This window comes from Amycolatopsis sp. NPDC003861, assembly GCF_053605405.1.
Genome location: NZ_JBSGJD010000181.1, coordinates 1 through 20,598 on the forward strand (window position 1 = coordinate 1; position 20,598 = coordinate 20,598).

General features: G+C 71.7%; 19 protein-coding genes. 8 read left to right on the top strand and 11 right to left on the bottom strand.

The window, feature by feature from the left end:
* Window positions 1-54 precede the first annotated feature (54 nt).
* The 3 genes from ACWEVN_RS33705 to ACWEVN_RS33715 all read right to left on the bottom strand — a co-directional run bounded on the left by ACWEVN_RS33705 (window position 55) and on the right by ACWEVN_RS33715 (window position 3,422).
* The gene (locus tag ACWEVN_RS33705; RefSeq protein WP_452053958.1) at window positions 55-555 is read right to left on the bottom strand and encodes a DUF3455 domain-containing protein; all 501 of its coding nucleotides are present in this window, start codon (window positions 553-555) and stop codon (window positions 55-57) included.
* A gap of 86 nt (window positions 556-641) precedes the next feature.
* Window positions 642-2,201 (bottom strand): sodium:solute symporter, encoded by a 1,560-nt coding sequence (locus tag ACWEVN_RS33710; RefSeq protein ID WP_449683715.1) that lies wholly within the window; start codon window positions 2,199-2,201, stop codon window positions 642-644.
* A 9-nt stretch (window positions 2,202-2,210) separates the two neighbouring features.
* Window positions 2,211-3,422, bottom strand: a complete 1,212-nt coding sequence (locus ACWEVN_RS33715) for an anhydro-N-acetylmuramic acid kinase (RefSeq protein WP_452053959.1) — start codon at window positions 3,420-3,422, stop codon at window positions 2,211-2,213.
* Window positions 3,423-3,561: 139 nt separating this feature from the next.
* Between ACWEVN_RS33715 and ftsY the strand changes: the two genes are divergently transcribed.
* Entirely contained in the window at window positions 3,562-4,851 is a 1,290-nt protein-coding gene (ftsY, locus tag ACWEVN_RS33720) for a signal recognition particle-docking protein FtsY (protein ID WP_449683713.1), read from the top strand.
* On the opposite strand, the gene ACWEVN_RS33725 is transcribed toward ftsY, so the two are convergent.
* Window positions 4,848-5,339, bottom strand: a complete 492-nt coding sequence (locus ACWEVN_RS33725) for a hypothetical protein (protein ID WP_449683712.1) — start codon at window positions 5,337-5,339, stop codon at window positions 4,848-4,850. The two genes, ftsY and ACWEVN_RS33725, sit on opposite strands and share 4 nt — an antisense overlap.
* Window positions 5,340-5,475: 136 nt before the next feature.
* Here ACWEVN_RS33725 and ACWEVN_RS33730 point away from each other — a divergent pair, with 136 nt between their 5' ends.
* A complete protein-coding gene (locus tag ACWEVN_RS33730; RefSeq protein ID WP_452053960.1) occupies window positions 5,476-5,976 on the top strand; it encodes a GNAT family N-acetyltransferase in 501 nt (166 codons plus the stop codon).
* Between the two features lies 1 nt (window position 5,977).
* Here the strand turns inward: ACWEVN_RS33730 and ACWEVN_RS33735 are convergent, their stop codons facing one another.
* Window positions 5,978-6,319 carry a hypothetical protein gene (locus ACWEVN_RS33735; protein ID WP_449683710.1) on the bottom strand — a complete coding sequence of 114 codons (342 nt, stop codon included), beginning with the start codon at window positions 6,317-6,319 and terminating at the stop codon, window positions 5,978-5,980.
* A gap of 74 nt (window positions 6,320-6,393) precedes the next feature.
* Window positions 6,394-7,170 carry an IclR family transcriptional regulator gene (locus ACWEVN_RS33740; RefSeq protein ID WP_449683709.1) on the bottom strand — a complete coding sequence of 259 codons (777 nt, stop codon included), beginning with the start codon at window positions 7,168-7,170 and terminating at the stop codon, window positions 6,394-6,396.
* Window positions 7,171-7,282: 112 nt separating this feature from the next.
* Between ACWEVN_RS33740 and aceB the strand changes: the two genes are divergently transcribed.
* The gene (aceB, locus tag ACWEVN_RS33745; protein WP_452053961.1) at window positions 7,283-8,860 is read left to right on the top strand and encodes a malate synthase A; all 1,578 of its coding nucleotides are present in this window, start codon (window positions 7,283-7,285) and stop codon (window positions 8,858-8,860) included.
* Window positions 8,860-10,047 carry a DUF6986 family protein gene (locus tag ACWEVN_RS33750; RefSeq protein ID WP_452053962.1) on the top strand — a complete coding sequence of 396 codons (1,188 nt, stop codon included), beginning with the start codon at window positions 8,860-8,862 and terminating at the stop codon, window positions 10,045-10,047. The genes aceB and ACWEVN_RS33750 overlap by 1 nt, the downstream gene beginning before the upstream one ends.
* Window positions 10,048-10,050: 3 nt before the next feature.
* Here the strand turns inward: ACWEVN_RS33750 and ACWEVN_RS33755 are convergent, their stop codons facing one another.
* The 3 genes from ACWEVN_RS33755 to ACWEVN_RS33765 form a co-directional block, all read right to left on the bottom strand.
* Entirely contained in the window at window positions 10,051-11,205 is a 1,155-nt protein-coding gene (locus ACWEVN_RS33755; protein WP_452053963.1) for a DUF2786 domain-containing protein, read from the bottom strand.
* Window positions 11,206-11,299: 94 nt separating this feature from the next.
* Window positions 11,300-11,788 carry a MarR family winged helix-turn-helix transcriptional regulator gene (locus ACWEVN_RS33760; RefSeq protein ID WP_449678024.1) on the bottom strand — a complete coding sequence of 163 codons (489 nt, stop codon included), beginning with the start codon at window positions 11,786-11,788 and terminating at the stop codon, window positions 11,300-11,302.
* A gap of 97 nt (window positions 11,789-11,885) precedes the next feature.
* Window positions 11,886-13,205, bottom strand: coding sequence for a PucR family transcriptional regulator (locus ACWEVN_RS33765; protein ID WP_452053964.1), 1,320 nt, complete (start codon window positions 13,203-13,205; stop codon window positions 11,886-11,888).
* 122 nt (window positions 13,206-13,327) lie between these two features.
* On the opposite strand from ACWEVN_RS33765, the gene ACWEVN_RS33770 reads away from it, so the two are divergent.
* From ACWEVN_RS33770 to pucD, 4 genes are read left to right on the top strand one after another with little or no spacing between them, the layout of a single operon-like run.
* Window positions 13,328-14,191, top strand: a complete 864-nt coding sequence (locus ACWEVN_RS33770; RefSeq protein WP_452053965.1) for an FAD binding domain-containing protein — start codon at window positions 13,328-13,330, stop codon at window positions 14,189-14,191.
* Entirely contained in the window at window positions 14,182-14,649 is a 468-nt protein-coding gene (locus ACWEVN_RS33775; RefSeq protein WP_452053966.1) for a (2Fe-2S)-binding protein, read from the top strand. Before ACWEVN_RS33770 ends, ACWEVN_RS33775 begins: the two co-directional genes overlap by 10 nt.
* Window positions 14,646-15,986, top strand: coding sequence for an 8-oxoguanine deaminase (locus ACWEVN_RS33780; protein ID WP_452053967.1), 1,341 nt, complete (start codon window positions 14,646-14,648; stop codon window positions 15,984-15,986). Before ACWEVN_RS33775 ends, ACWEVN_RS33780 begins: the two co-directional genes overlap by 4 nt.
* Window positions 15,983-18,244 (top strand): xanthine dehydrogenase subunit D, encoded by a 2,262-nt coding sequence (gene pucD, locus ACWEVN_RS33785; RefSeq protein WP_452053968.1) that lies wholly within the window; start codon window positions 15,983-15,985, stop codon window positions 18,242-18,244. Before ACWEVN_RS33780 ends, pucD begins: the two co-directional genes overlap by 4 nt.
* Here the strand turns inward: pucD and ACWEVN_RS33790 are convergent.
* Together ACWEVN_RS33790 and ACWEVN_RS33795 are read right to left on the bottom strand one after the other, a co-directional pair.
* Window positions 18,231-19,784, bottom strand: a complete 1,554-nt coding sequence (locus ACWEVN_RS33790; RefSeq protein WP_452053969.1) for a glycoside hydrolase family 27 protein — start codon at window positions 19,782-19,784, stop codon at window positions 18,231-18,233. The genes pucD and ACWEVN_RS33790 overlap by 14 nt on opposite strands.
* A gap of 105 nt (window positions 19,785-19,889) precedes the next feature.
* On the bottom strand, window positions 19,890-20,474 hold the full coding sequence (locus ACWEVN_RS33795; protein WP_452053970.1) for a TetR/AcrR family transcriptional regulator: 585 nt from the start codon (window positions 20,472-20,474) through the stop codon (window positions 19,890-19,892).
* Window positions 20,475-20,598 lie beyond the last annotated feature (124 nt).

The following is a 20,598-nucleotide window of genomic DNA, read 5'->3' on the forward strand; positions in this document are numbered from 1 at the left end:
CCGAACGCCACATTGGGTGCGCTGGACGCAACCAACGCCACATTGGGGCGCTGGTCAGCCGGCGACCCAGAAGGCGTAGTCCGCCGAGTACCGGACCGCCGTCTGCGTGCCCGCCGTGCACGTTCCCGCCGGGGCGACGCCGCCGCGGGTGTTGAGGCGCTGGACGTAGGTCACCTTGCCGAAGATTCCGTCGCCGGTGTTGAGGTTCGCCTTGAGCAGCAGTTCCGGGATCGCGTTCGTCCGCGGCGAGGAAGCGGCCGCCGCCGCGCCGACCGTGCTGCCGTCCACAATGGACGTCCAGACCGGACCCTTGCTGTGCAGCGCCACCGGTTTCCCGTGCTTGGACAGCACGGCGGCGGGCTGGATCAGCGTCCACGCGCCGTTCGTGCAGCCGTAGATCTGCACGCCCTCGGCCGCGTAGCTGGCCACCGGCCGGTTGCCCACCGGAACCTTGATCGCGTCCGGCACCTTGGCGGCCGCCGGGGTGGCCGAAGCCGTCGCCGCGCCGCCGACCAGGAGGGCACCCACCGCGAGCGCCACCGTCATCCGCTTCATGGAATCCACCTTCGAAATCCTCCCGCCGCTTCTCGGCGGGCTCCCGCCCCTCCACACGGGAGCCCGCCGGAAACGGTTCAGGAGGATCAGGCGGCGCGCACCTCGGCGGTCGCGGCGTCCGCTTCGGCCGCCTTCGGGTCCGGCGTCCGGTGCCGCAGGGCCAGCAGGCCGCCGACGACCAGCGTGATGACCACGCCCATCAGCGTGTACCACGGGTACGCCAGCGCCACCTTGTCCCCGGCCGCCTTGCTGAAGTCGACGCCGATCAGGCCGCCGGTCTTCGCGTTGAACTTCACCCCGAGGATGACGAACGCCATCACCACGACCGTGACCACGAACGCGATGATCGCGTCCACCTGCCGCGCCTTCTTGATCAGCAGACCCAGCAGGAACGACCCCAGCAGCGCGCCGTAGGTGTAGCCGGTGATGGCCAGGCCGAGCTCGATCACCGAGTTCTTCGTGGTGGAGAACAGCGAAGCGAACACCGCGAACACGACGGCCCAGATCAGGGTCCACATGCGACCGTGCTGCAGCAGCTTCGAATCCTCCGGCGAGCGCTTGGTGAACCGCTGGTAGAGGTCGGCCACGGTGGACGTCGACAGCGCGTTGAGCGCCGAAGCCAGCGCGCCCATGGTCGAGGCCAGGACACCGGCGATGAGCAGGCCCGAGACACCGACCGGCAGGTCGTCGATGATGAACCGCGAGAACACGTCGTCCGGGCTCTGCAGGCCCAGCTGCGCCACGGACTTGCGGCCGTTGAACACCCACAGCATCGCCCCGACCAGCAGGAACAGCGCGAACTGGACGGTGACGATGACGCCGCTGCCGATCAGCGCCTTCTGGCCGTCGCGCAGGCTGCGGGTGGCCAGCAGCCGCTGCGCGATCAGCTGGTCGGCGCCGTGCGACGCCATCGACAGCGCCGCGCCGCCGAGCACCGCCGTGATGAAGGCGTACGGGCTGGTCAGCAGGTTCTTCGTGAAGTCGACGAGCATGAACTTGCCGTCCGCGGACGCCTGCGTGGCCCAGTCGGCCGGCAGCTTGTTCAGCAGCACGATCGCGGCCACCGCGGCGCCGCCGAGGTAGAGCGTCAGCTGGATGACGTCGACCCAGACGACCGCCTTGATCCCGCCGATGTAGGCGTAGACCAGCGTCAGCGCGGTGAGGATGACGACGATCACCCAGTAGTCCAGGTGGATGCCGTAGTGGCCGAGGATCACCTTGATCGGGATCGCGCCGGCGAACAGGCGCACGCCCTCGGCGAGCAGGCGCGTGATCACGAACGTCACCGACGCCGTGCCCTGCAGCCCCGAGCCGAACCGCTTCCCGAGGAAGGCGTACGCGCTGACGAGGTTGCCCCGGAAGTACCGCGGCAGCAGCACGAACGCGGCGATCGTCCGGCCGATGATGTAGCCGAAGGCCAGCTGCAGGAACAGGAAGGCGTTGCCGAAGACCAGCCCGGGCGTGCTGATCACGGTGAGCGTCGAGGTCTCCGTGGCCACCACGGACAGCATCACCGCACCCCACGGGAGGCTGCGCTCGCCGACGAAGTAGTCCGCCGCCGACCGTTGTCTCCGGCCGACCAGCACGCCGATCAGCGGCATCGCCGCCAGGTAGATCACGATGATGGCGAGGTCAACACCGCGCATGGATCACTCCTACCGTTCTCCGGCCTTCTCCGCGACTCGCAACCGGGTCACGGTGCCCCCCAGCGGGGCGGGAAGGGTCAGGGGACCGCGGCCCGGGACCAGCGCGCCGAGCACGCGCGGCCCGCGGGCACCGGTCGCCGACGGCACCGTACCGGGCACGCCGCACCAGCTCAGCCAGCCCAGCAACGCGGTCAGGTACGCCTCTTTGCCGGCGCCGGGCAGGCCGAGGTCGTCACTGGTCTTGACCACCGCCGGCCCCACGGCGCGGATCAGCGCGGCCATCAGCGCCGGGTTGGCGACGCCGCCCCCGGAGGCGATGACGGTGGTGACACCGTGACGGCGGCACTGGTCGGCCACGGTGACGGCGGTCAGCTCGGTCAGCGTCGCGAGCAGGTCGCCGGGTTCGACGCTGTCCAGGCCGGCCAGTGCGGTGTCGAGATAGTCCGCGTTGAAGTGCTCCTTGCCGGTGGACTTCGGGGGTGCGGCGGCGAAGTACGGGTCGGCGAGCAGCCGGCCGAGCAGGTCGGCGCGCACCGACCCGCCGAGGGCGAGCCGGCCGTCGACGTCGCTGCGCTGCCCCGAGACGCGGTGGGCGGCGACGTCGAGCAGGGCGTTGGCGGGCCCGGTGTCGTAGGCGATCACCGGCCGCCCCTCGGTGACGACGGTGATGTTCGCGATGCCGCCGAGGTTCAGCGCGGCGACCGGCCGTGCGGTGTCCTCGGCGAGGCCGTGCAGCCACAGCCGGTCGAGCGTGCTCGCCAGGGGCGCGCCGTGGCCGCCCGCGGCGACGTCGCGCGCCCGCAGGTCGGCGATCACCGGCAGCCCGGTGCGCTCGGCGATCCAGGCGGGCTGGCCGAGCTGGAGGGTGCCGCGGACGTGGTTGTCCTCGACCCAGTGGAACACCGTCTGGCCGAGCGACGCGACCAGGTCCGCGCGGCCGCCGAGCTCTTCGACGCCGCGCGCGGCCGCGTCGGCGAACGCCTGGCCGACGCCGGTGTCCAGCCGCGTCAGCTCGCCGGCGGTGCACGGGTTCGGCGGCAGCGCGGCGAGCAGGCCCTCGCGCAGGTGGTCGGGGTAGGGGACGTCGAGCTCGCCGAGAGGTGTCAGCACGACCGTGTCCTCTTCGGCGTGCAGGTCGGCGGCGGCCACGTCGATCCCGTCGAGCGACGTGCCCGAAATCAGGCCGATCACCAGATAGCCGTGACTCGCTCGCAGCCCCATCCGGAGGGGTTTAGTGGAGCGTTGCCTGTGACGCAACCCACTTGGTGAAGTCTTGCCCCAATCGGGACCTAGCTGGTGACGAATTGCCTGTGCGGACGGGGTGTCCGGCGCGGGGGAGCGCGGATGAAAGGATGGGTCCGTGTCGAGCACCTGGTTCCTGTTCGTAGTCGTCGCCGTCGTCGTCCTGGTCGCCCTGCTGGTGACCGGCCTGCTGATCGCACGCAGGCGGCGGATCAGCCTGGACGCCCAGCGCGAGGTCGAGGCGAAACCGAAGGGCGGTTCGTACGCGGCCAGCGGGGGCATCGCGCTCGCGCCCGGCGGCACGGCCGAGGCCGAAGCCCCCGAGCACCCGGTCGAGGACCGGCCGGAGACCGACGGCCAGCCCGCGGTGGGCGACGACGCGGCGGTCCCGCGCGACTCGGCGCAGCGCACGGTCCGCGACGTCGAGCTGCCGGACGCCGAGGTCGTCGAACCGGCCCCGGTCGCCGAGGAGATCGAGCCGGCGACCGGCCGCATGGAGCGGCTGCGCGGCCGGCTGTCGAAGTCCCGCTCGGTGTTCGGGACGAGCCTGCTGGGCCTGCTCGGCGCGGGTGACCTCGACGAGGACTCCTGGCAGGACGTCGAAGACACGCTGCTGCTGGCCGACCTCGGCGCGGCCACGACGAACCAGATCGTCGAGCGCCTGCGCGACGAGCTGTCCCGGCGCGCGGTGCGGTCGTCGGCCGAGGCGCGCGAGGTGCTGCACGAGGTGCTGACGGCGCAGCTGTCCACCGACGGCCACCGCGCGGTCCGGGCGCTGCCGCACACGGTCGACGGCAAGAAGCAGCCGGCGGTGGTGCTGGTGGCGGGCGTCAACGGCACGGGCAAGACGACGACCACGGGCAAGCTCGCCCGCGTCCTGGTGGCCCAGGGCGGCACGGTCCTGCTGGGCGCGGCGGACACGTTCCGCGCGGCGGCGGCCGACCAGCTCCAGACGTGGGCCGAGCGCGTGGGCGCGGAGGTCGTCCGCGGCAAGGAGGGCGCGGACCCGGCGGCGGTCGCGTTCGACGCGGTCAAGCGCGGCGTGGACACCGGTGTCGACGCGGTCCTGGTCGACACGGCGGGCCGCCTGCACACGAAGACGGGCCTGATGGACGAGCTGGGCAAGGTCAAGCGCGTCGTGGAGAAGCAGGCCAAGGTCGACGAGGTCCTGCTGGTCCTGGACGCGACGACGGGCCAGAACGGGCTCATGCAGGCCCGCGTGTTCGCCGAGGTCATCGACGTCACGGGCATCGTGCTGACCAAGCTGGACGGCACGGCCAAGGGCGGCATCGTGTTCCAGGTCCAGAAGGAGCTGGGGGTCCCGGTGAAGCTGGTCGGCCTGGGCGAGGGCCCGGACGACCTGGCCCCGTTCGAGCCGGGTGCCTTCGTGGACGCCCTGCTCGGTTAGCGGACCTTCGCCGGCGGTTCCAGCCGGAACAGCGGTGTTCCGTCTGCCTTCCGCAAGCCCAGCTGCAGGATCACCGGCGCCGAGGGGCGGTTGACCGGGATGAGGCACGGGGACGTCCCGCGGGCCGGCACGGTCAGGTGGGACCAGCCGATGCCCTGCAGCGTGCGGCGGGCCGGGTCGAGCACCATCGCCGCGCTGAAGTAGCGGCCGCTGGGGACCGCGATGCGGGCCGTGTGGCCGAGGATCGCCGAGAACGCCGTGCCGGTGCGGCCGCCGTCTTCCTGCATCGTCAGGATCACCGGTGTCCGGCCCTTCGCGGCGCCGTGGTGCCGCACGGTGATCTCGACGGTGCCCGCGGCGGTCTTCGCCGGGCCCGGCCAGGCGGGTGGTGCGGCGGGCCCGTCGAGCGCCCGGTCGACGAGCCGGTCCAGGAGGTTCGAAGCGGCGCCCTGCGCGAGCCAGGCCAAGGCGCCGGCGTGCGTGTCCATGCGGCCTCCGGCGGATATTCGGATGACGGCGGCGGCGGTGCGAGCGCAGAATCCGGGCATGCCCGGTTGACGCACGCGCGCCCCTCCTCGTGACAGACGCTCCGAAGCCGTCGTTCGCTACGAGAGAGGACCCATCATGACCGCCATTCACGGCGACCGGGTGCGCCTGCGCCCGATCGGCCCAGCCGACCGCGTCCGGGTGCGCGAAATCCTGGCCACCCCGGAGGTCGCCCGCTGGTGGGGCGACCCGGACCACGAGACCGAAGGCCTGTACGAGGTCGAAGAGGGCTACACGGTCTACGTGATCGAGTTCGACGGTGCCGTCGTCGGCCTGATCCAGAGCTGCGAGGAGCTGGACCCGCAGTACCACCACGCGGGCATCGACATCTCGGTGCACCCGGACTTCCACGGCCGCGGTATCGGCACGGGCGCGATCCGCGCCCTGGCCCGGCACTTGTTCGCGACCGGCCACCACCGGCTGACGATCGACCCGGCGGCGTCGAACGAGACGGCGATCCGGGTGTACACGAAGGTGGGCTTCCGGCCGGTCGGGATCCTGCGGAACTACGAACGCGCCCCGGACGGCACCTGGCACGACGGGCTGCTGATGGACCTGCTGGCGGGGGAGCTGAGCTGAGTCAGCCCTTGTCGATGATCTGCTGAAGCAACCGGCTCATCTGCTCCATGCCGACGTTGATCTTGGTGAACCCGCTGCGCATCTCAGCCCGGAGGTCGGTGACCTCGGTCTTGAGACCGGTGACGTCAGTCTTGAGGCCGGAGATGTCTTGCCCGTGCTCGATCTGCGTCTCGCGCATCGCGTTGAGCACCTTGGTGTGGCCGTTCAAAGTCTGCTTGAACTCAGACACATCCCGGTCTGCAGTGCCGGCGAGAATGCGGGCTGCCGCGGCGTCGTGCCGGGACTGCTGCACCTGTTCCTCCAACGCGGTCACGCGGGCTTCGAGGTCTTCGAGGCTGGCCATGTCGCCGACTTTACCGGCGCCGGATTTGCCCCCCTCAGGGGGGTCACTTTGTGTCACCTTAATTTCACCCACTGTCACACTTGTGCGACGGCCTGAGTCAGGCTAGCCCCCAGGGCGTCCGCGACCCGCTGCACCGCCGGGGCGATGTGTGCCACCGCCTCGGCGGTCAGCCGACCGGACGGCCCGGACACCGAAACCGCCGCCGGGACCGGTGCGCCCGGCACCGCCACCGCCACGCACCGCACCCCCAGCTCCTGCTCGGCCTCGTCCAGCGCGTACCCCTGCGAAGCGATCCGCGACAGCTCCACCGCCAGCGCGTCCGGGTCGGTGAACGTGTGCTCCGTGTACGCCGGCATCCCCGTCCGGTCCAGCAGTGAACGGACCTCGGACGACGGCAGGTGCGCCAGCATCGCCTTCCCGACCCCGGTCCCGTGCGGCAGCAACCGCCGGCCGACCTCGGTGAACATGCGCATCGAGTGCTTCGAGGGCACCTGGGCCACGTACACGACCTCGTCGCGCTCCAGGACCGCCAGGTTGGCCGTCTCGCCGACCTCCTCCACCAGCTCGGCCAGCAACGGCCGCGCCCAGGCGCCGAACTGCATGCTCGCGTTCTCGCCCAGCCTGATGAGGCGCGCACCCAGTGCGTAGCGGCGGTTCGTGTTCTGGCGGACGTACCCGAGGTCGACCAGCGTGCGGATCAGCCGGTGGATCGTCGGCATCGGCAGCCCGGACAGCGTCGCCAGCTCCGACAAACTCGCCTCGCCGCCGGTGTCCGCGAGGTGTTCCAGCAGCTCGAAGGCGCGCTGCAGGGACTGGACGCCGCCGTCGCGACCGTTCTTCTCCGCCGGCACGGTGGCCCTCCTTACGTCGGCGTTGAGCTTCCGCTATGCAGAAACTATAGTCCGGCTGGTAGAAAACCGTAGGGCCGTTATCCAAAGATCCGAACCCTCGAGGTGTTTCCCCATGTCTTCTGAAGTCCAGGTGCTGGGCGACCCGGTCGAGCGCGGCGACGAGATCCTCACGCCGGAAGCGCTCGCCTTCCTCGCCGGCCTCCACGACGCCTTCGCCGGCCGCCGCGACGAGCTGCTCCAGGCGCGGAGCAAGCGCCGCGAGGAGGCCCGGACCACCGGCCGGCTCGACTTCCTGCCGGAGACCAAGGAGATCCGCGACGGCGACTGGCAGGTCGCCGGGGCCCCGGAGGCGCTCCGCGACCGCCGCGTCGAGATCACCGGGCCGACCGACCGCAAGATGACCATCAACGCGCTGAATTCCGGCGCGAAGGTGTGGCTCGCCGACCTCGAAGACGCCAACACGCCGCACTGGCACAACGTCGTGTCCGGCCAGGTCAACCTCCACGACGCCATCCGCGAGACGATCACCCTGGAAAGCGGCGGCAAGAGCTACGCGCTGAAGGACGACGTCGAGCACGCCACGATCGTGGTCCGCCCGCGCGGCTGGCACCTGCCGGAAGCCCACCTGACCTTCGGCGGCCGCGAGGGCGTCGGCGCGCTCGTCGACTTCGGCCTGCACTTCTTCCACAACGCCGCCGAACTGCTCAAGCGCGGCAAGGGCCCGTACTACTACCTGCCGAAGATGGAGAGCCACCTCGAAGCGCGGCTCTGGAACGACGTCTTCACCCACGCCGAGAAGACCCTCGGCATCGAGCACGGCACCGTCCGCGCCACCGTGCTGATCGAGACCATCCCGGCCGCGTTCGAGATGGAAGAGATCCTCTACGAGCTGCGCGAGCACGCCTCGGGCCTCAACGCCGGCCGCTGGGACTACCTCTTCAGCGTCATCAAGTACTTCCGCGACGCGGGCGAGAAGTTCGTGCTGCCGGACCGCAACTCCGTCACCATGACCGCGCCCTTCATGCGCGCCTACACCGAGCTGCTGGTGCGCACCTGCCACAAGCGCGGCGCCTTCGCGATCGGCGGCATGGCCGCGTTCATCCCGAGCAAGGACCCCGAGACCAACAAGGGCGCCTTCGAGAAGGTGCACGCGGACAAGTCCCGCGAGGCCGGCGACGGCTTCGACGGCTCGTGGGTCGCGCACCCGGGCATGGTCGAGCTCTGCAAGGAGGAGTTCGACAAGGTGCTCGGCGACCAGCCGAACCAGCTCGGCCGCACCCGCGACGAGGTCAGCGTCACCGCCGATCAGCTGCTGGACGTCGCTTCGACGCCGGGCAGCGCGACCGCGGCCGGCCTGCGCGCGGCAATCGACGTCGGTGTCCGTTACATCGCCTCCTGGCTCGGCGGCAACGGCGCGGCGGCCATTCACAACCTGATGGAAGACGCGGCCACCGCCGAGATCTCGCGCTCGCAGATCTGGCAGTGGGTCAAGAACGGGACCACTTTGGACAGTGGTGACACCGTCACCGCGGAGCTGGTGCGCGGCGTGCTGGCCGACGTCCGCGGCGAGCTGGCCGGTGAGCTCAAGCCGGAGCTGCTGGAGCCCGCGGTGGAGCTGTTCGAGCAGGTCGCGCTGGCCGACGAGTTCCCGGACTTCCTGACGCTGCCCGCGTACGAGAAGATCAAGTAGTGCGGCTTTCCGAGGACGTCTACGACGCCGCCGACGCGCGCCTGGCTGCGGCCGACGCGCGCGTCGCGGCGTCGTACCCGGGCGAGCGGCCGGGACGCCAGCCCGTGCACACGGTCTACGTCCCGGCGTCGCGGTACAAGACGCGCCTGGTCGCCGACTGGGGCAAGCAGGCGATGCGGGTCTTCATCGAGCACGGCGACCTCCTCGGCGCCGACGCGGACGTCTTCGAACGCGTCCGCGCGAAGCTGCTGACCGAGCCGATCGAGGACCTGCGGATCGACTTCGAGGACGGCTTCGGCCGCGTGCCCGACGACGTCGAGGACGCGGCGGCGGTGGCGGCCGGGCAGACGCTGGCGACGACCGGCGGGACACCGTTCTGCGGCATCCGCTTCAAGAGCTTCGAAGCGGCGACGCGCCGGCGTGGTATCCGCACCCTGGACCTGTTCCTCGGGTCGTTGCTGGACCACGGGCCGTTGCCGCCCGGGTTCGTCGTCACGCTGCCGAAGGTGACGGCGGTCGAGCAGGTCGCGGTGGCCGCGGAAGTCCTCGCTCGCCTGGAAACCGCGTACGAGCTGGCTGAAGGGGCGTTGCGCTTCGAGGTCCAGATCGAGACGGCCCAGTCCATTGTGGACGTCGACGGGACGCTGTCGGTGGCGCGGATCGTGCAGGCGGCCGAGGGCCGCTGCTCGGGACTGCACTACGGAACGTACGACTACAGCGCGGGCCTCGGCATCGCGGCGGCGTACCAGAGCATGGAGCACCCGGCGGCCGACCTGGCCAAGGGCCTGATGCAGATCGCGGCGGCGGGCACCGGCGTCCGCCTCTCGGACGGCTCGACGAACAGGCTCCCGATCGGCGACGCGCTGCCCGCGGCGTGGGCCGAACACCTCCGGCTGGTCCGCAGGTCCTTGGAGCGCGGCTTCTACCAGGGCTGGGACCTGCACCCCCACCAGCTGCCGACCCGCTTCGCGGCAACGTACACGTTCTACCGCGAGGGCTTCTCGCAGGCGGTGGCGCGGTTGCGCGCGTACGCGGACAAGCGGGCCGGGGGAGTGCTGGACGAACCGGCGACCGCCCAGGCGCTGGCGGTGTACCTGCTGCGCGGCCTGGACTGCGGGGCCTTGGACGAGGGCGAGCTGCCGTTCGGGCGGCCGGAGCTGGAGAAGTACGCCCGGCGCGAAGTGTGACGGCTACTCGCCGAGGCGGGCGCGGTCGGCGGCCGCGCGCCCGGCGCCCCAGCCCTCATGGCTGCGGACGGTCACGGACTTGTTCACCACTTCGGGGAACAGCTCGGTGAACGCCGCCGCCACCTGCTTCTCGCGGGAAGCCAGTGCCGGGAGCAAGTCCGGCGCCTCGGCGATCGTCGCTTCCGCCGCCCGCTCGAGCCGCTCGCCGATCCGGGTGGCGTAAGAGACGAGGAAGGACTTCCGGAAATCCCGGGACCGGCCCGCCGGGTCGGCGATCATCGCCCGCGTCGCCTGGACCAGCAGCGACGTGGTGAGCAGCTCGACGGCGTCCAGGCCGTCTTCGTCGCGGACGACGGTCACGAAGTCCCAGCGCGAGTCGAAGACCGCACGGCAGCGGTTGGCCTGCGCGACCACGTGGACCAGCAGCGACTTCGCGTCGGTGTACGGCGTGTCCAGCCAGATCCGGCGGGCCGCGGGCCGCTCGGGTGCGGCCTCGGTGGCCTCGACCAGCACGCGGTCGAGAGCGTGGCGGGTCATCAGCTCCTGCGCCTTCGCCGAGAGGGTCTCCGCTTCCTCCGGGAAGGTGCTCGACTCGGCCTTGGCGAGCAGCGCGCGGACCCGGCTCAGCTTCTTGTCGTCGACGTGGTGCCGCGCCGGCGACGCCGGCGGGGTTCCCGGCGTGGGCAGGACGACGGTCACCGCGGGCAGGGTCGCCAGCAGGCCGAGGGCCTCGATCACCGCCGCCACCGCTTCGGACGGCGTCAGGATGTGCTTCGCCGCCCACTGCGGCAGGTGCGGCTCGGTCTCGGTCCACCAGCGGGTGGCGCCCACCGCGTCGAGCTGGGCCAGCCAGTCCGGGTGCACGGCGGTGAACTGCCCGGCGTAGGCGGCGAGCGCGTCGAGGACGTACGAGCCCGCGAACTCGTCCAGGCGCCGCCGCGCGGCCTGGTGGAGGTCTTCGGGCAGCCACCCACCCCGGCACGCCCGGGCCACCAGCTGCCGGGCGATCCGATCGGCGGCCGAGACGAGGTCGGCCGGCAGCGTGAAGCCCGGCGCCAGCCGCTCGGCGTCGCCCGGAGCGGCCGTCAGCAGCGCCTCGCCGAACTCTTCGTCCGTCGTCGGCGGCGGGCCGACGCGGACCTGCTTCCGCTTGCCCACCCGGTCAGTCTGCCGCAGCGGGCGACTGAGGCGTCGGGTGCTCCGAGATCGTCACGACGTTCGCGCTCCTGTTCGGCGTGGCGCCGGTCGCGGCTCAGCGCAGCCGCGGGAGGGCGTCGCGGGCGAAGTGGCTCAGCGTCCGCAGGTCGTCGGCGAACCGCGCGCGGTGGTCCTCGGGCAGCGGCCGGAAGAAAAACTGCTCGACGTTCTCCACGTGCAGCCGGCTGGCCCGCACGGTCGTCTCCTCGCCGAACGAGGTCAGCCGGACGAGCTGGACGCGCTTGTCGCTCGGGGACGCCGTGCGGGTCACCAGCCCGAGCGCCTCCATCCGGTCGACCAGCCGGGTCGCGCCGCCGGTGGTGAGGACCTGCTCCTGGGCGATGGAGCGCATGGTCAGCCCGTCCGCGCCGGTGCGGCCCACGATCAGCAGGACCTCGTACATCAGGTGCGTGATCCCGCATTCGCGTTCCAGGGCCCGCCCGAGCAGGTAGCCGAGCCGGTGCGCCGCGCCTTGCAGCCGCCCGAAGGCCAGCACGCGGGCGTCGTCCGCCGCCTGCCGGGCCGAGGTGATTTCGGGGTCCACCCGCTCATCCTCCCCCTTGCCCCCGGTCACGCAACGCGAGACGGCGGCCGGTGGGGTGCGAGGTCTTCCCCCTGCGCCGAGCGGGCGAGCGGGCGTTCTAGTCGCCGGCTCGCAAGGCCAGGTACACGTCCAGCTGGTCGGTGAACTCCGTCAGGTCCGCGCCCAGCAGCTCACCCGCCCGCCCGATCCGGTAGCGCAGCGTGTTCACGTGGACGTGCAACGCCTTCGCCGCCCGGGTCGGGGAGCCCGAGCACTCCAGGAACACGCGGACCGTGTGCACCAGGTCCGTGTGCTGCTCCGCGTCGTAGGCCAGCAACGGCCCGAGCACCCGGCGGCGCACGGCCGCGCGCACCCCGTCCGGCGCGCCGGCCAGCAGCAGCTCGTGCACGGCCACGTCACCGGTCCGGACCACCGCCACCCGGCCCGGCCGCCGCGCCGCCACCTCCACGGCGTACCGCGCACTCTCCACGGCCTCGGCCACCCGGCCCGGATCGCTGACCCCGCAGAGGATCCGGGAAGCCCGCAGCAGCGGCTCCACAGTGGACAGGCCGGCCAGCGAAGGCGTGGCCACCGCCGCATACGACGTGTCCCCCGGCGAATCGAGCAGCGCCGCGTCCGGCAGCAACTCGTCCAGGACGTCCCGGCTCTCGTCGCTGCCTTCGGTCCGCAACGCGACAACGCACACGTCCTCGGGCAGCGACACCTCCGGGCGTGACCTGCGGGCCCGCGTGACCCCGACCAGCCCCGCCACCTCCTCGGCCAGCTCGGCCTGCGCGGTGCTCAACGGCCCCCCGGCCGCGATCAGCCACGGCACCGCGTGCCGCCCCTCGACCGGGAGCACCGTCAGCGGCCCCGGCTCGCGAGCCGCGTACCGGCGGACGACGTCCTCCGGCGGCATCGGCAGCGGGGCCGTCCCCGCGATCAGCCGGCCCAGGCCCGACAGCACCCAGCACGGCAGCCCCAGTTCCGCCGAAGCCCGCTCCACCAGCGTCTCGACCGGCGCCTCCGCCGCGGCCTGCAAACGTTTGCGGGCGCTGTCCGACGCGGCCGCCAAGGCCAGCACCACCTGCTCGGTGATCACCGAAAACGACAGGTCGGCGGGCACTTCGAGGAGCGGGATCCGGTGCCGGACGCAGGCGTCGACGACGTCGTCCGGGATGCCGCCCGAGTCCGCGCCGGACGCGGCCAGCGCCGCCGCGCCCGAGCGGGCCAGCGCCGCCACGAACGGCTCGGCGTCACCCGGCTCGTGCCACCAGAGCAGGCCGGAAAGCACCAGCTCACCGGCCGACAGGTACCGTCCGGGGTCGGACAGCTCCGTGACGTAGATGCGCGTCACCGGCCGGTCGAGCAGGTCGGTCCCGGCGCGCGGGCGCAGCCGCAGCCCCGGGAGGCCCAGCAGAGTTTTCACGGTCGTCATGAGGCTTGTAGGAAAGCACAACCGGCCCCGCGTCCGCTGCGGTGCGTTTCATGCGTGGTGCCGTTGCCGCCCGGCCGTGATCCGTCGTCTACTGGTCTATCGCCCTCACGAAGGAGCAGCCCGTGGAGTTCCTGCGTCCCACGACGCTCGCCGAGGCCCTCGCCCTGAAGGCCGAGCGGCCCGGCGCCGTGCCGATCGCCGGCGGCACCGACGTCATGGTCGAACTCAACTTCGACCACCGGCGCCCGGACGCCCTCCTGGACCTGACCACCGTCGGGGAACTGACGGAGTGCTCCACTGTGGACGGCACGGTCCGGCTCGGCGCCGGCGTCCCGTACTCCCGCGTCATCGCCGAACTGGGTGAATCCGTCCCGGCGCTGGCCATGGCGTCGCGCACGGTCGGGTCCCCGCAGATCCGCAACCGCGGCACGGTCGGCGGCAACCTCGGCGCCGCCTCGCCCGCCGGCGACACCCACCCGGTGCTACTCGCCTTGGACGCGCGGATCGAGGTGGCCTCCGTCCGGGGGACCCGTGTCCTCCGCGCGGAGGATTTCTACGTCGGCGTGAAACGCCACGCCCTCGAGCCGTACGAGCTGATCACCGCCGTCCACCTGCCCGCGCACGCCGGGCCGCAGCAGTTCGCCAAGGTCGGCACGCGCAACGCCATGGTCATCGCGGTCTGCTCCTTCGCGCTGTCGCTGCGGAACGGCCGGGCCGGCGCCGCGATCGGGTCCGCCGCCCCGACCCCGCGCCGCGCCCGCGAGGCCGAGGACTTCCTGGCCGCCGAACTGCCGTGGGGCTCGCCGGAAGCCCTGCCCGACTCGCTGAAGCGGCGCTTCGGCGACCTGGTGGCCGCGGCGACGTCCCCGATCGACGACGTCCGGGGCAGCGCCGCGTATCGGAAGCACGCTCTCGGGGTACTGGCACGGCGTACGTTGACCTGGGCCTGGGACGAACACCGGACGGGGGAGCGCGCATGCGCCTGAATGTCACGATCAACGGCGAGCCGCGGCGGGCGGACGACGTCTGGGAAGGCGAGAGCCTGCTCTACGTGCTGCGCGAGCGGCTCGGCCTGCCGGGCTCGAAGAACGCCTGCGAGCAGGGCGAATGCGGCTCCTGCACGGTCTACCTCGACGACCTCCCGGTGTGCGCCTGCCTGGTCGCGGCCGGGCAGGCCGAGGGCCGCGTGGTCCGCACGGTCGAAGGACTGGCCGACGGCGACACCCTCGACCCGGTCCAGCAGTCCTTTGTGGACGCGGGTGCGGTCCAGTGCGGGTTCTGCACGCCGGGCCTGGTCGTCGCCGCCCACGACCTGCTGAACCGCGTCCCCGACCCGTCCGACGAGGAGATCCGCGAGGCACTGGCCGGCAACCTCTGCCGGTGCACCGGCTACGAGAAGATCCTCGACGCGGTCCGCGCGGCCGCGAAGGGAGGCGTGGCGTGAAGACGCTCATCGCGAACGCGGCCATCGCCACCGTCACCGGCGAGGAGTACGCGAGCGGGCACGTCGTCGTCGAGAACGACCGGATCGCCGCGGTCGGCGAAGGCGTCTACACCGGCGAGTTCGACGAGCGCGTCGACGCCGCGGGCTGCCTGGTCACGCCGGGGCTGATCAACACCCACCACCACCTCTACCAGTGGGCGACCCGCGGCCTGGCCGCCGACCACACGCTCTTCGAATGGCTGGTCGCGCTCTACCCGGTCTGGAGCCGCCTCGACGACGAGATCACGCACGCCGCGGGCACCGCCGGGATGGCCCGGCTGGCCCTGACCGGCTGCACCACGGTCGCCGACCACCACTACGTCTTCCCGCGCGACGGCGGCGACCAGGTCGCGGCGCTGGCCGCGGCCCGTCAGCGCATCGGCGTCCGGCTGCACGTGGTCCGCGGGTCGATGGACCGCGGCGAGTCCGACGGCGGCCTGCCGCCGGACAACCTGGTCGAGCCGACCGAGGACGCGCTGGCCGGCACCGAAGCGGCGATCGACCGCTTCCACGACGACTCCGCGGGCGCCCACCTGCAGATCGCCGCGGGCCCGTGCTCGCCGTTCTCGGTCACCGAACGGCTGATGTCCGGCGCGGCCGAGCTGGCCCGGCGCAAGGGCGTCCGCCTGCACACCCACCTCGCCGAAACCGTCGACGAGGAGAAGCAGTGCCTCGCCGAGGCCGGCTGCACCCCGGCCGAGTACGCCGACAAGCTCGGCTGGCTCGCCGACGACGTCTGGCTCGCGCACACGATCCACCTCGCACCCGAGGCGATCCGCCGGTTCGGCGCGACCGGCACCGGCTCGGCGCACTGCCCGACGTCCAACGGCCGCATCGGCGCCGGCATCGCCCCGGTCCGCGACCTCCTCGACGCCGGGGTCGCGGTCGGCCTGGGTGCCGACGGCGCCGCGTCCAACGAGTCCGGTGGCCTCGGCGAAGAGCTCCACCAGTCGCTCCTGCAGGCCCGCCAGCGCGGCGGCCCGCGCGGGCTGACCACGCGGGAAGCCCTGTGGATGGGCACGATGGGCGGCGCCCGCTGCCTCGGCCGCGGGGACGACCTCGGCTCGATCGAGCCCGGCAAGCTCGCCGACCTCGCCGTCTGGGACCTGACCGGGCTGAACTACGCCGGCATCGCCGACCCGGTCGCGGCGCTGGTGCTCGGCACCACGCCGCCGCTGCGCCGCCTGTTCGTCGGCGGCAAGGCCGTCGTCGAGGACGGCACCCTGCGCGAAGCCGACGAGTCCGCCATCGCCCGCGAGCTGGCCGGCGCGAGCGCCCGGTTGCGGGAGGGCCGATGACCAGCACCACCTCCGTCACGACGACGACCGCGAACGGCGTCGGCACTTCGCCGCGGCGCCCCGACGGCACGGTGAAGGTCCGCGGCGAGTTCGCCTACTCCTCGGACCTCTGGCACGAGGACATGGTGTGGGGCGTGACGCTGCGCAGCCCGCACCCGTACGCCCGGATCACCGGCATCGACATCGCGGAAGCCCTGGCCGTGCCGGGCGTGTACGCGGTCCTCACCCACGACGACGTCCCGGGCGTGAACCGCTACGGCCTCGAGCACGCCGACCAGCCGGTGCTCGCCTCCGAAGTCGTCCGCTACCAGGGCGAACCGGTGGCGCTGGTCGCCGCCGACCACCCGGAGACCGCGCGCCGCGCGATGAAGCGGATCAAGGTCGCCTACGAGGAACTGGAGCCGGTGACGGACTCCGAAGCCGCCGTCGCGGGCGAAGGGCCTTCGCTGCACGAAGGCGGCAACGTCGTCCGGCACGTGAAGATCCGCCGCGGCCCGCAGGACCTCGACGCCGACATCGTCGTCGCCGGCGTCTACGAGGTCGGCATGCAGGACCAGGCGTTCCTCGGCCCCGAGTCCGGCCTCGCCGTGCCGGACACCGAAGGCGGCGTCGACCTCTACGTCGCGACGCAGTGGCTGCACGTCGACCAGCAGCAGATCGTCGCCGCGCTGGGGTTGCCGGCCGAGAAGGTGCGGCTGACCCTCGGTGGCGTCGGCGGCGCGTTCGGCGGCCGGGAAGACCTGTCGATGCAGGTGCACGCCTGCCTTCTCGCACTGCACACCGGCAAGCCGGTGAAGATGGTCTACAACCGCGAAGAGTCCTTCTACGGCCACGTCCACCGCCACCCGGCGAAGATGTACTACGAGCACGGCGCCACCCGCGACGGACGGCTCGTGTACGTGAAGACGCGCCTGTACCTCGACGGCGGCGCGTACGCGTCGTCGACCGGGGCGGTGGTCGCGAACGCCGCCACACTCGGCGTCGGACCGTACAAAGTGGACAGTGTCTCGGTGGAATGCTGGGGCACCTACACCAACAACCCGCCGTGCGGCGCGATGCGCGGCTTCGGCGCGGTGCAGGCGGCGTTCGGCTACGAGTCCCAGATGGACAAGCTCGCTCTCGCGTGCGGCTTGGACCCGGTCGAGATCCGCGTCCGCAACGCGATGAGCGAGGGCGACCTGATGCCGACCGGCCAGGTCGTCGACGCCGAAGCGCCGGTCGCGGAGCTGCTGAACCGGGTGCGGGACATGCCGCTGCCGCCGGACCGGCCGTTCGACCTGCGGCACATGCCGGGCGGGGTGTCCAACACGACCCACGGCGAGGGTGTCGTCCGCGGCGTCGGGTACGCCGTCGGGATCAAGAACGTCTGCTTCTCCGAAGGCTTCGACGACTACTCGACGGCCCGCGTGCGCCTGCAGCTGGTCGGCGGCGAGCCGGCCGCGACCGTGCACACCGCGGCCTGCGAGGTCGGCCAGGGCCTGGTGACGATCATGCAGCAGATCGTCCGCACCGAACTCGGCGTCGAGCAGGTGACGATCCTGCCGATGGACACCTCGATCGGCAACGGCGGCTCGACGTCGGCGTCGCGCCAGACCTACGTCACCGGCGGCGCGGTGCAAGCCGCGTGCGTGGCGGTGCGGGCGCGGCTGCTGTCCCGGTTCGACACCAGGACGCGGGTCGTCGGCGGCAAGCTCGTCGCGGCCGACGGCCAGGTGCTCGCCGACCTGGCCGACGTGCTCGGCGACGACGTTTACGACGAAACGATCGAGTGGCGGCACCGGCCCACTTCGGCGCTGGACCCGGAGACCGGGCAGGGGACCGCGCACGTGCAGTACGCGTTCGCCGCGCACCGGGCGGTCGTCGACGTCGACACCGAACTCGGCCTGGTCAAGGTGGTCGCGCTGGACTGCGCCCAGGACGTCGGCAAGGCGCTGAACCCCCAGGCCGTGCTGGGCCAGATCCAGGGTGGTTCGGCGCAGGGGCTCGGGCTGGCGGTGATGGAGGAGATCCAGACCTCCGGCGGGAAGATCCGGAACCCCTCCTTCACCGACTACCTGATCCCGACCGTGCTGGACATGCCGCCGATGAGCATCGACGTCCTCGAACGCCCGGACCCGCACGCGCCGTACGGCCTGCGCGGGGTCGGCGAGCCGCCGACGATCTCCTCGACCCCGGCGATCGTGGCGGCGATCCGGGCCGCGACCGGGCTCGCGCTCACCCGCGTCCCGGTGCGGCCGGAACACCTCACCGGGACTTGAGCGCCCAGTTCTGGTTGGCGTCGTCGTTGCAGCCCCAGAGTTCGAGCTGGACGCCGTTGACGTTGCCGGCGGGCTTGTCGCCGCCGGTGACGTCGACGCAGAGGCCGGCCTGGGTGATCGAGCCGTCGGCCGCCAGCTTGAACTTCTGGTTCGCGCCGCCGTGGCAGGTCCAGGCGAGGAGCTTGGTCCCGGCGGTCGTGGCGCCCTTCTCGGCGTCCAGGCACCGGCCGTCGGCCTTGAGCTCGCCGTCGCCGGTGAACGTCCAGGCCTGGTCGGTGCCGCCGTCGCAGTCCCAGATGTCGGCGATCGTGTCGTTGATGTCGAGGCAGCGCGCCGACGACGCGCCCTGGATCGGCTGGGTGGTGCCGATGCTGGAGCCGGACCCCGGTGCGACGCGGTAGATCACGGTGCTGTGCGAGGGCACGGCGGCGCTGATCGTGCCGTCGCTGGTGGTGAGTTCCTTCGACCACAGGTTGGTCAGCCGGTAGCTCGCCGCGGCGGGCAGCCCGGCCGCGGCGGCCGTCGTCGAGATGGTCTGCGTGGTGCTGTTTTCGTTGAACAGCACGACCGCGACGGAACCGTCCTGGAGCGGTTTGGCGAGGACGTCCAAGCCGTTCCCGGTGGCGATCCGGGTGGCCTGCTTGCCGAGCGGGTCCTGGTCGACGGCGATGACGTCCGGGTTCAGGTAGGTCGAGAAGGTGGCGACACTGGCCGAGCGCAGGTCGGCCCCGGCGATCAGCGGTGCGGCCATCGCCGCCCAGAGCGTGAAGTGCGCGCGGTCCTCCTGGAAGTCCATGCCGTCGCCGACCTCGAGCATGTCCGGGTCGTTCCAGGCGCCCGGTTTCGCGGCGGCGGCGAGCCCGACGTTCTGCCGGTAGATGCCGTCGACGCTGCCCCAGTTGTTGGTGATGTCCCCGGTGGTGCGCCACAGGTTGCCGACGTCCGCGGCCCAGGTCGCGGGGTCGAAGTAGCCCCATTCGCAGATGCTGTAGGTGATCGGGCGGCCGGTGGCCTGCAGCGCGTCGCGCATCGCCGAGTAGCGCCGGATGTAGTCCTGCTGGGTGGAGCTGTCGTTGTGGCAGTTGTCGTACTTGAGGTAGTCGACACCCCAGCTCGCGAAGAGGTTCGCGTCGGCCTGTTCGTGTCCGAGGCTGCCGGGGTAGCCCTGGCAGGTCATCGTGCCGGCGTCTTCGTAGATCCCGAACTTCATGCCGCGGGCGTGGATGTAGTCGCCGAGCGCCTTGAGGCCGCTGGGGAACTTGGCGGGATCGGCGACGAGGTTCCCGCTCGCGTCCCGGGACCAGGTCATCCAGCAGTCGTCGAGGTTGACGTAGGTGTAGCCGCGGTCGCGCATCCCGGAGCTCACCATCAGGTCGGTGGTCTGCTTGACGAGCGTCTCGTTGATGTTGCACTCGAAGGTGTTCCAGGTGTTCCAGCCCATCGGCGGGGTGCGGGCGAGGCCGTTTTCGAGGGCGTGGGCGGGGGTGGGGACGGCCGCGACCACGGCAGCGGCGGCGACGACGGCGAGGACACGGCGCATGGCGACTCCAACCGAACGACGGTGTGAGGCAGGAGGACTAGACCAATACGCTGTTGCTTGCTGCGCGGTCAAGCGCCATGTTGGTGATTTGTGTTCGATTACCGACTAAAGTTGCGAGTTTTCCTGGAGAAGCCGCCGCGCAACGTCGACCGTGGCGGCCCCGGCGACGGCCATCGCTTCGGTGTCCCGCAGCGAGCGGCAGAGGACGAAGGCGCCTTCGAGGTTGTTGACGGCGGTGATGGTGAGGGTCCGGGCGGCTTCCCGGCTCAGCCCGAACTTCGCGAACTTCTCGGTCCCGGCGTCGATCCACGCGGTGAAGACGTCGGCGGTGGCCTTCCGCAGCGGCTCGTTGGTGCTGGCGACCTCGAGGGCCACGGTCGCAATCGGGCACCCTTCGACGTAGTCGGTGGCTTCGAGCGTCGCGATCCCGGCGGCGAAGAAGGCTTCGATGCCGCTGACGACGTCGTCCGCCGGCGCGATGAAGAGGTCGAAAAGGGCGATGTAGGCGAGCCCGGAGGTGCGGATGACCTCCTCGCCGAGCTGCTCCTTGCCGCCGGGGAAGAAGTGGTAGAGGGACCCGAAGGGCGCGCTGGCCTCGGCGACGATCTGCTTCAGGCCGGTACCGGCGTAACCGTTGCGCCGGAAGAGCTCGGCGCCGGCGGCCATGATGCGTTCCTTCGTCCCTGCCATGGCGTCGAGGATACGGGGTTGGGTAGAGCGTTCTATCCAACTCGGCTCGGGTGCCCACCACCCCGAAGCTCGATTGTCACTACGGCCGGTGGTACCGCGTCAAGGCGGGAAAGATGCCTTGACC

Excerpts from the sequence above, each read along its gene's own strand:
- ACWEVN_RS33730 (WP_452053960.1), top strand. The coding sequence starts at position 5,476 with ATGACCGCCATTCACGGCGACCGGGTGCGCCTGCGCCCGATCGGCCCA.
- ACWEVN_RS33735 (WP_449683710.1), bottom strand. The coding sequence starts at position 6,319 with ATGGCCAGCCTCGAAGACCTCGAAGCCCGCGTGACCGCGTTGGAGGAA.
- pucD (WP_452053968.1), top strand. The coding sequence starts at position 15,983 with ATGACCAGCACCACCTCCGTCACGACGACGACCGCGAACGGCGTCGGC.
- ACWEVN_RS33710 (WP_449683715.1), bottom strand. The coding sequence starts at position 2,201 with ATGCGCGGTGTTGACCTCGCCATCATCGTGATCTACCTGGCGGCGATG.
- ACWEVN_RS33790 (WP_452053969.1), bottom strand. The coding sequence starts at position 19,784 with ATGCGCCGTGTCCTCGCCGTCGTCGCCGCCGCTGCCGTGGTCGCGGCC.
- ACWEVN_RS33775 (WP_452053966.1), top strand. The coding sequence starts at position 14,182 with ATGCGCCTGAATGTCACGATCAACGGCGAGCCGCGGCGGGCGGACGAC.
- ACWEVN_RS33715 (WP_452053959.1), bottom strand. The coding sequence starts at position 3,422 with ATGGGGCTGCGAGCGAGTCACGGCTATCTGGTGATCGGCCTGATTTCG.
- ACWEVN_RS33705 (WP_452053958.1), bottom strand. The coding sequence starts at position 555 with ATGAAGCGGATGACGGTGGCGCTCGCGGTGGGTGCCCTCCTGGTCGGC.
- aceB (WP_452053961.1), top strand. The coding sequence starts at position 7,283 with ATGTCTTCTGAAGTCCAGGTGCTGGGCGACCCGGTCGAGCGCGGCGAC.
- ACWEVN_RS33765 (WP_452053964.1), bottom strand. The coding sequence starts at position 13,205 with ATGACGACCGTGAAAACTCTGCTGGGCCTCCCGGGGCTGCGGCTGCGC.
- ACWEVN_RS33795 (WP_452053970.1), bottom strand. The coding sequence starts at position 20,474 with ATGGCAGGGACGAAGGAACGCATCATGGCCGCCGGCGCCGAGCTCTTC.
- ACWEVN_RS33725 (WP_449683712.1), bottom strand. The coding sequence starts at position 5,339 with ATGGACACGCACGCCGGCGCCTTGGCCTGGCTCGCGCAGGGCGCCGCT.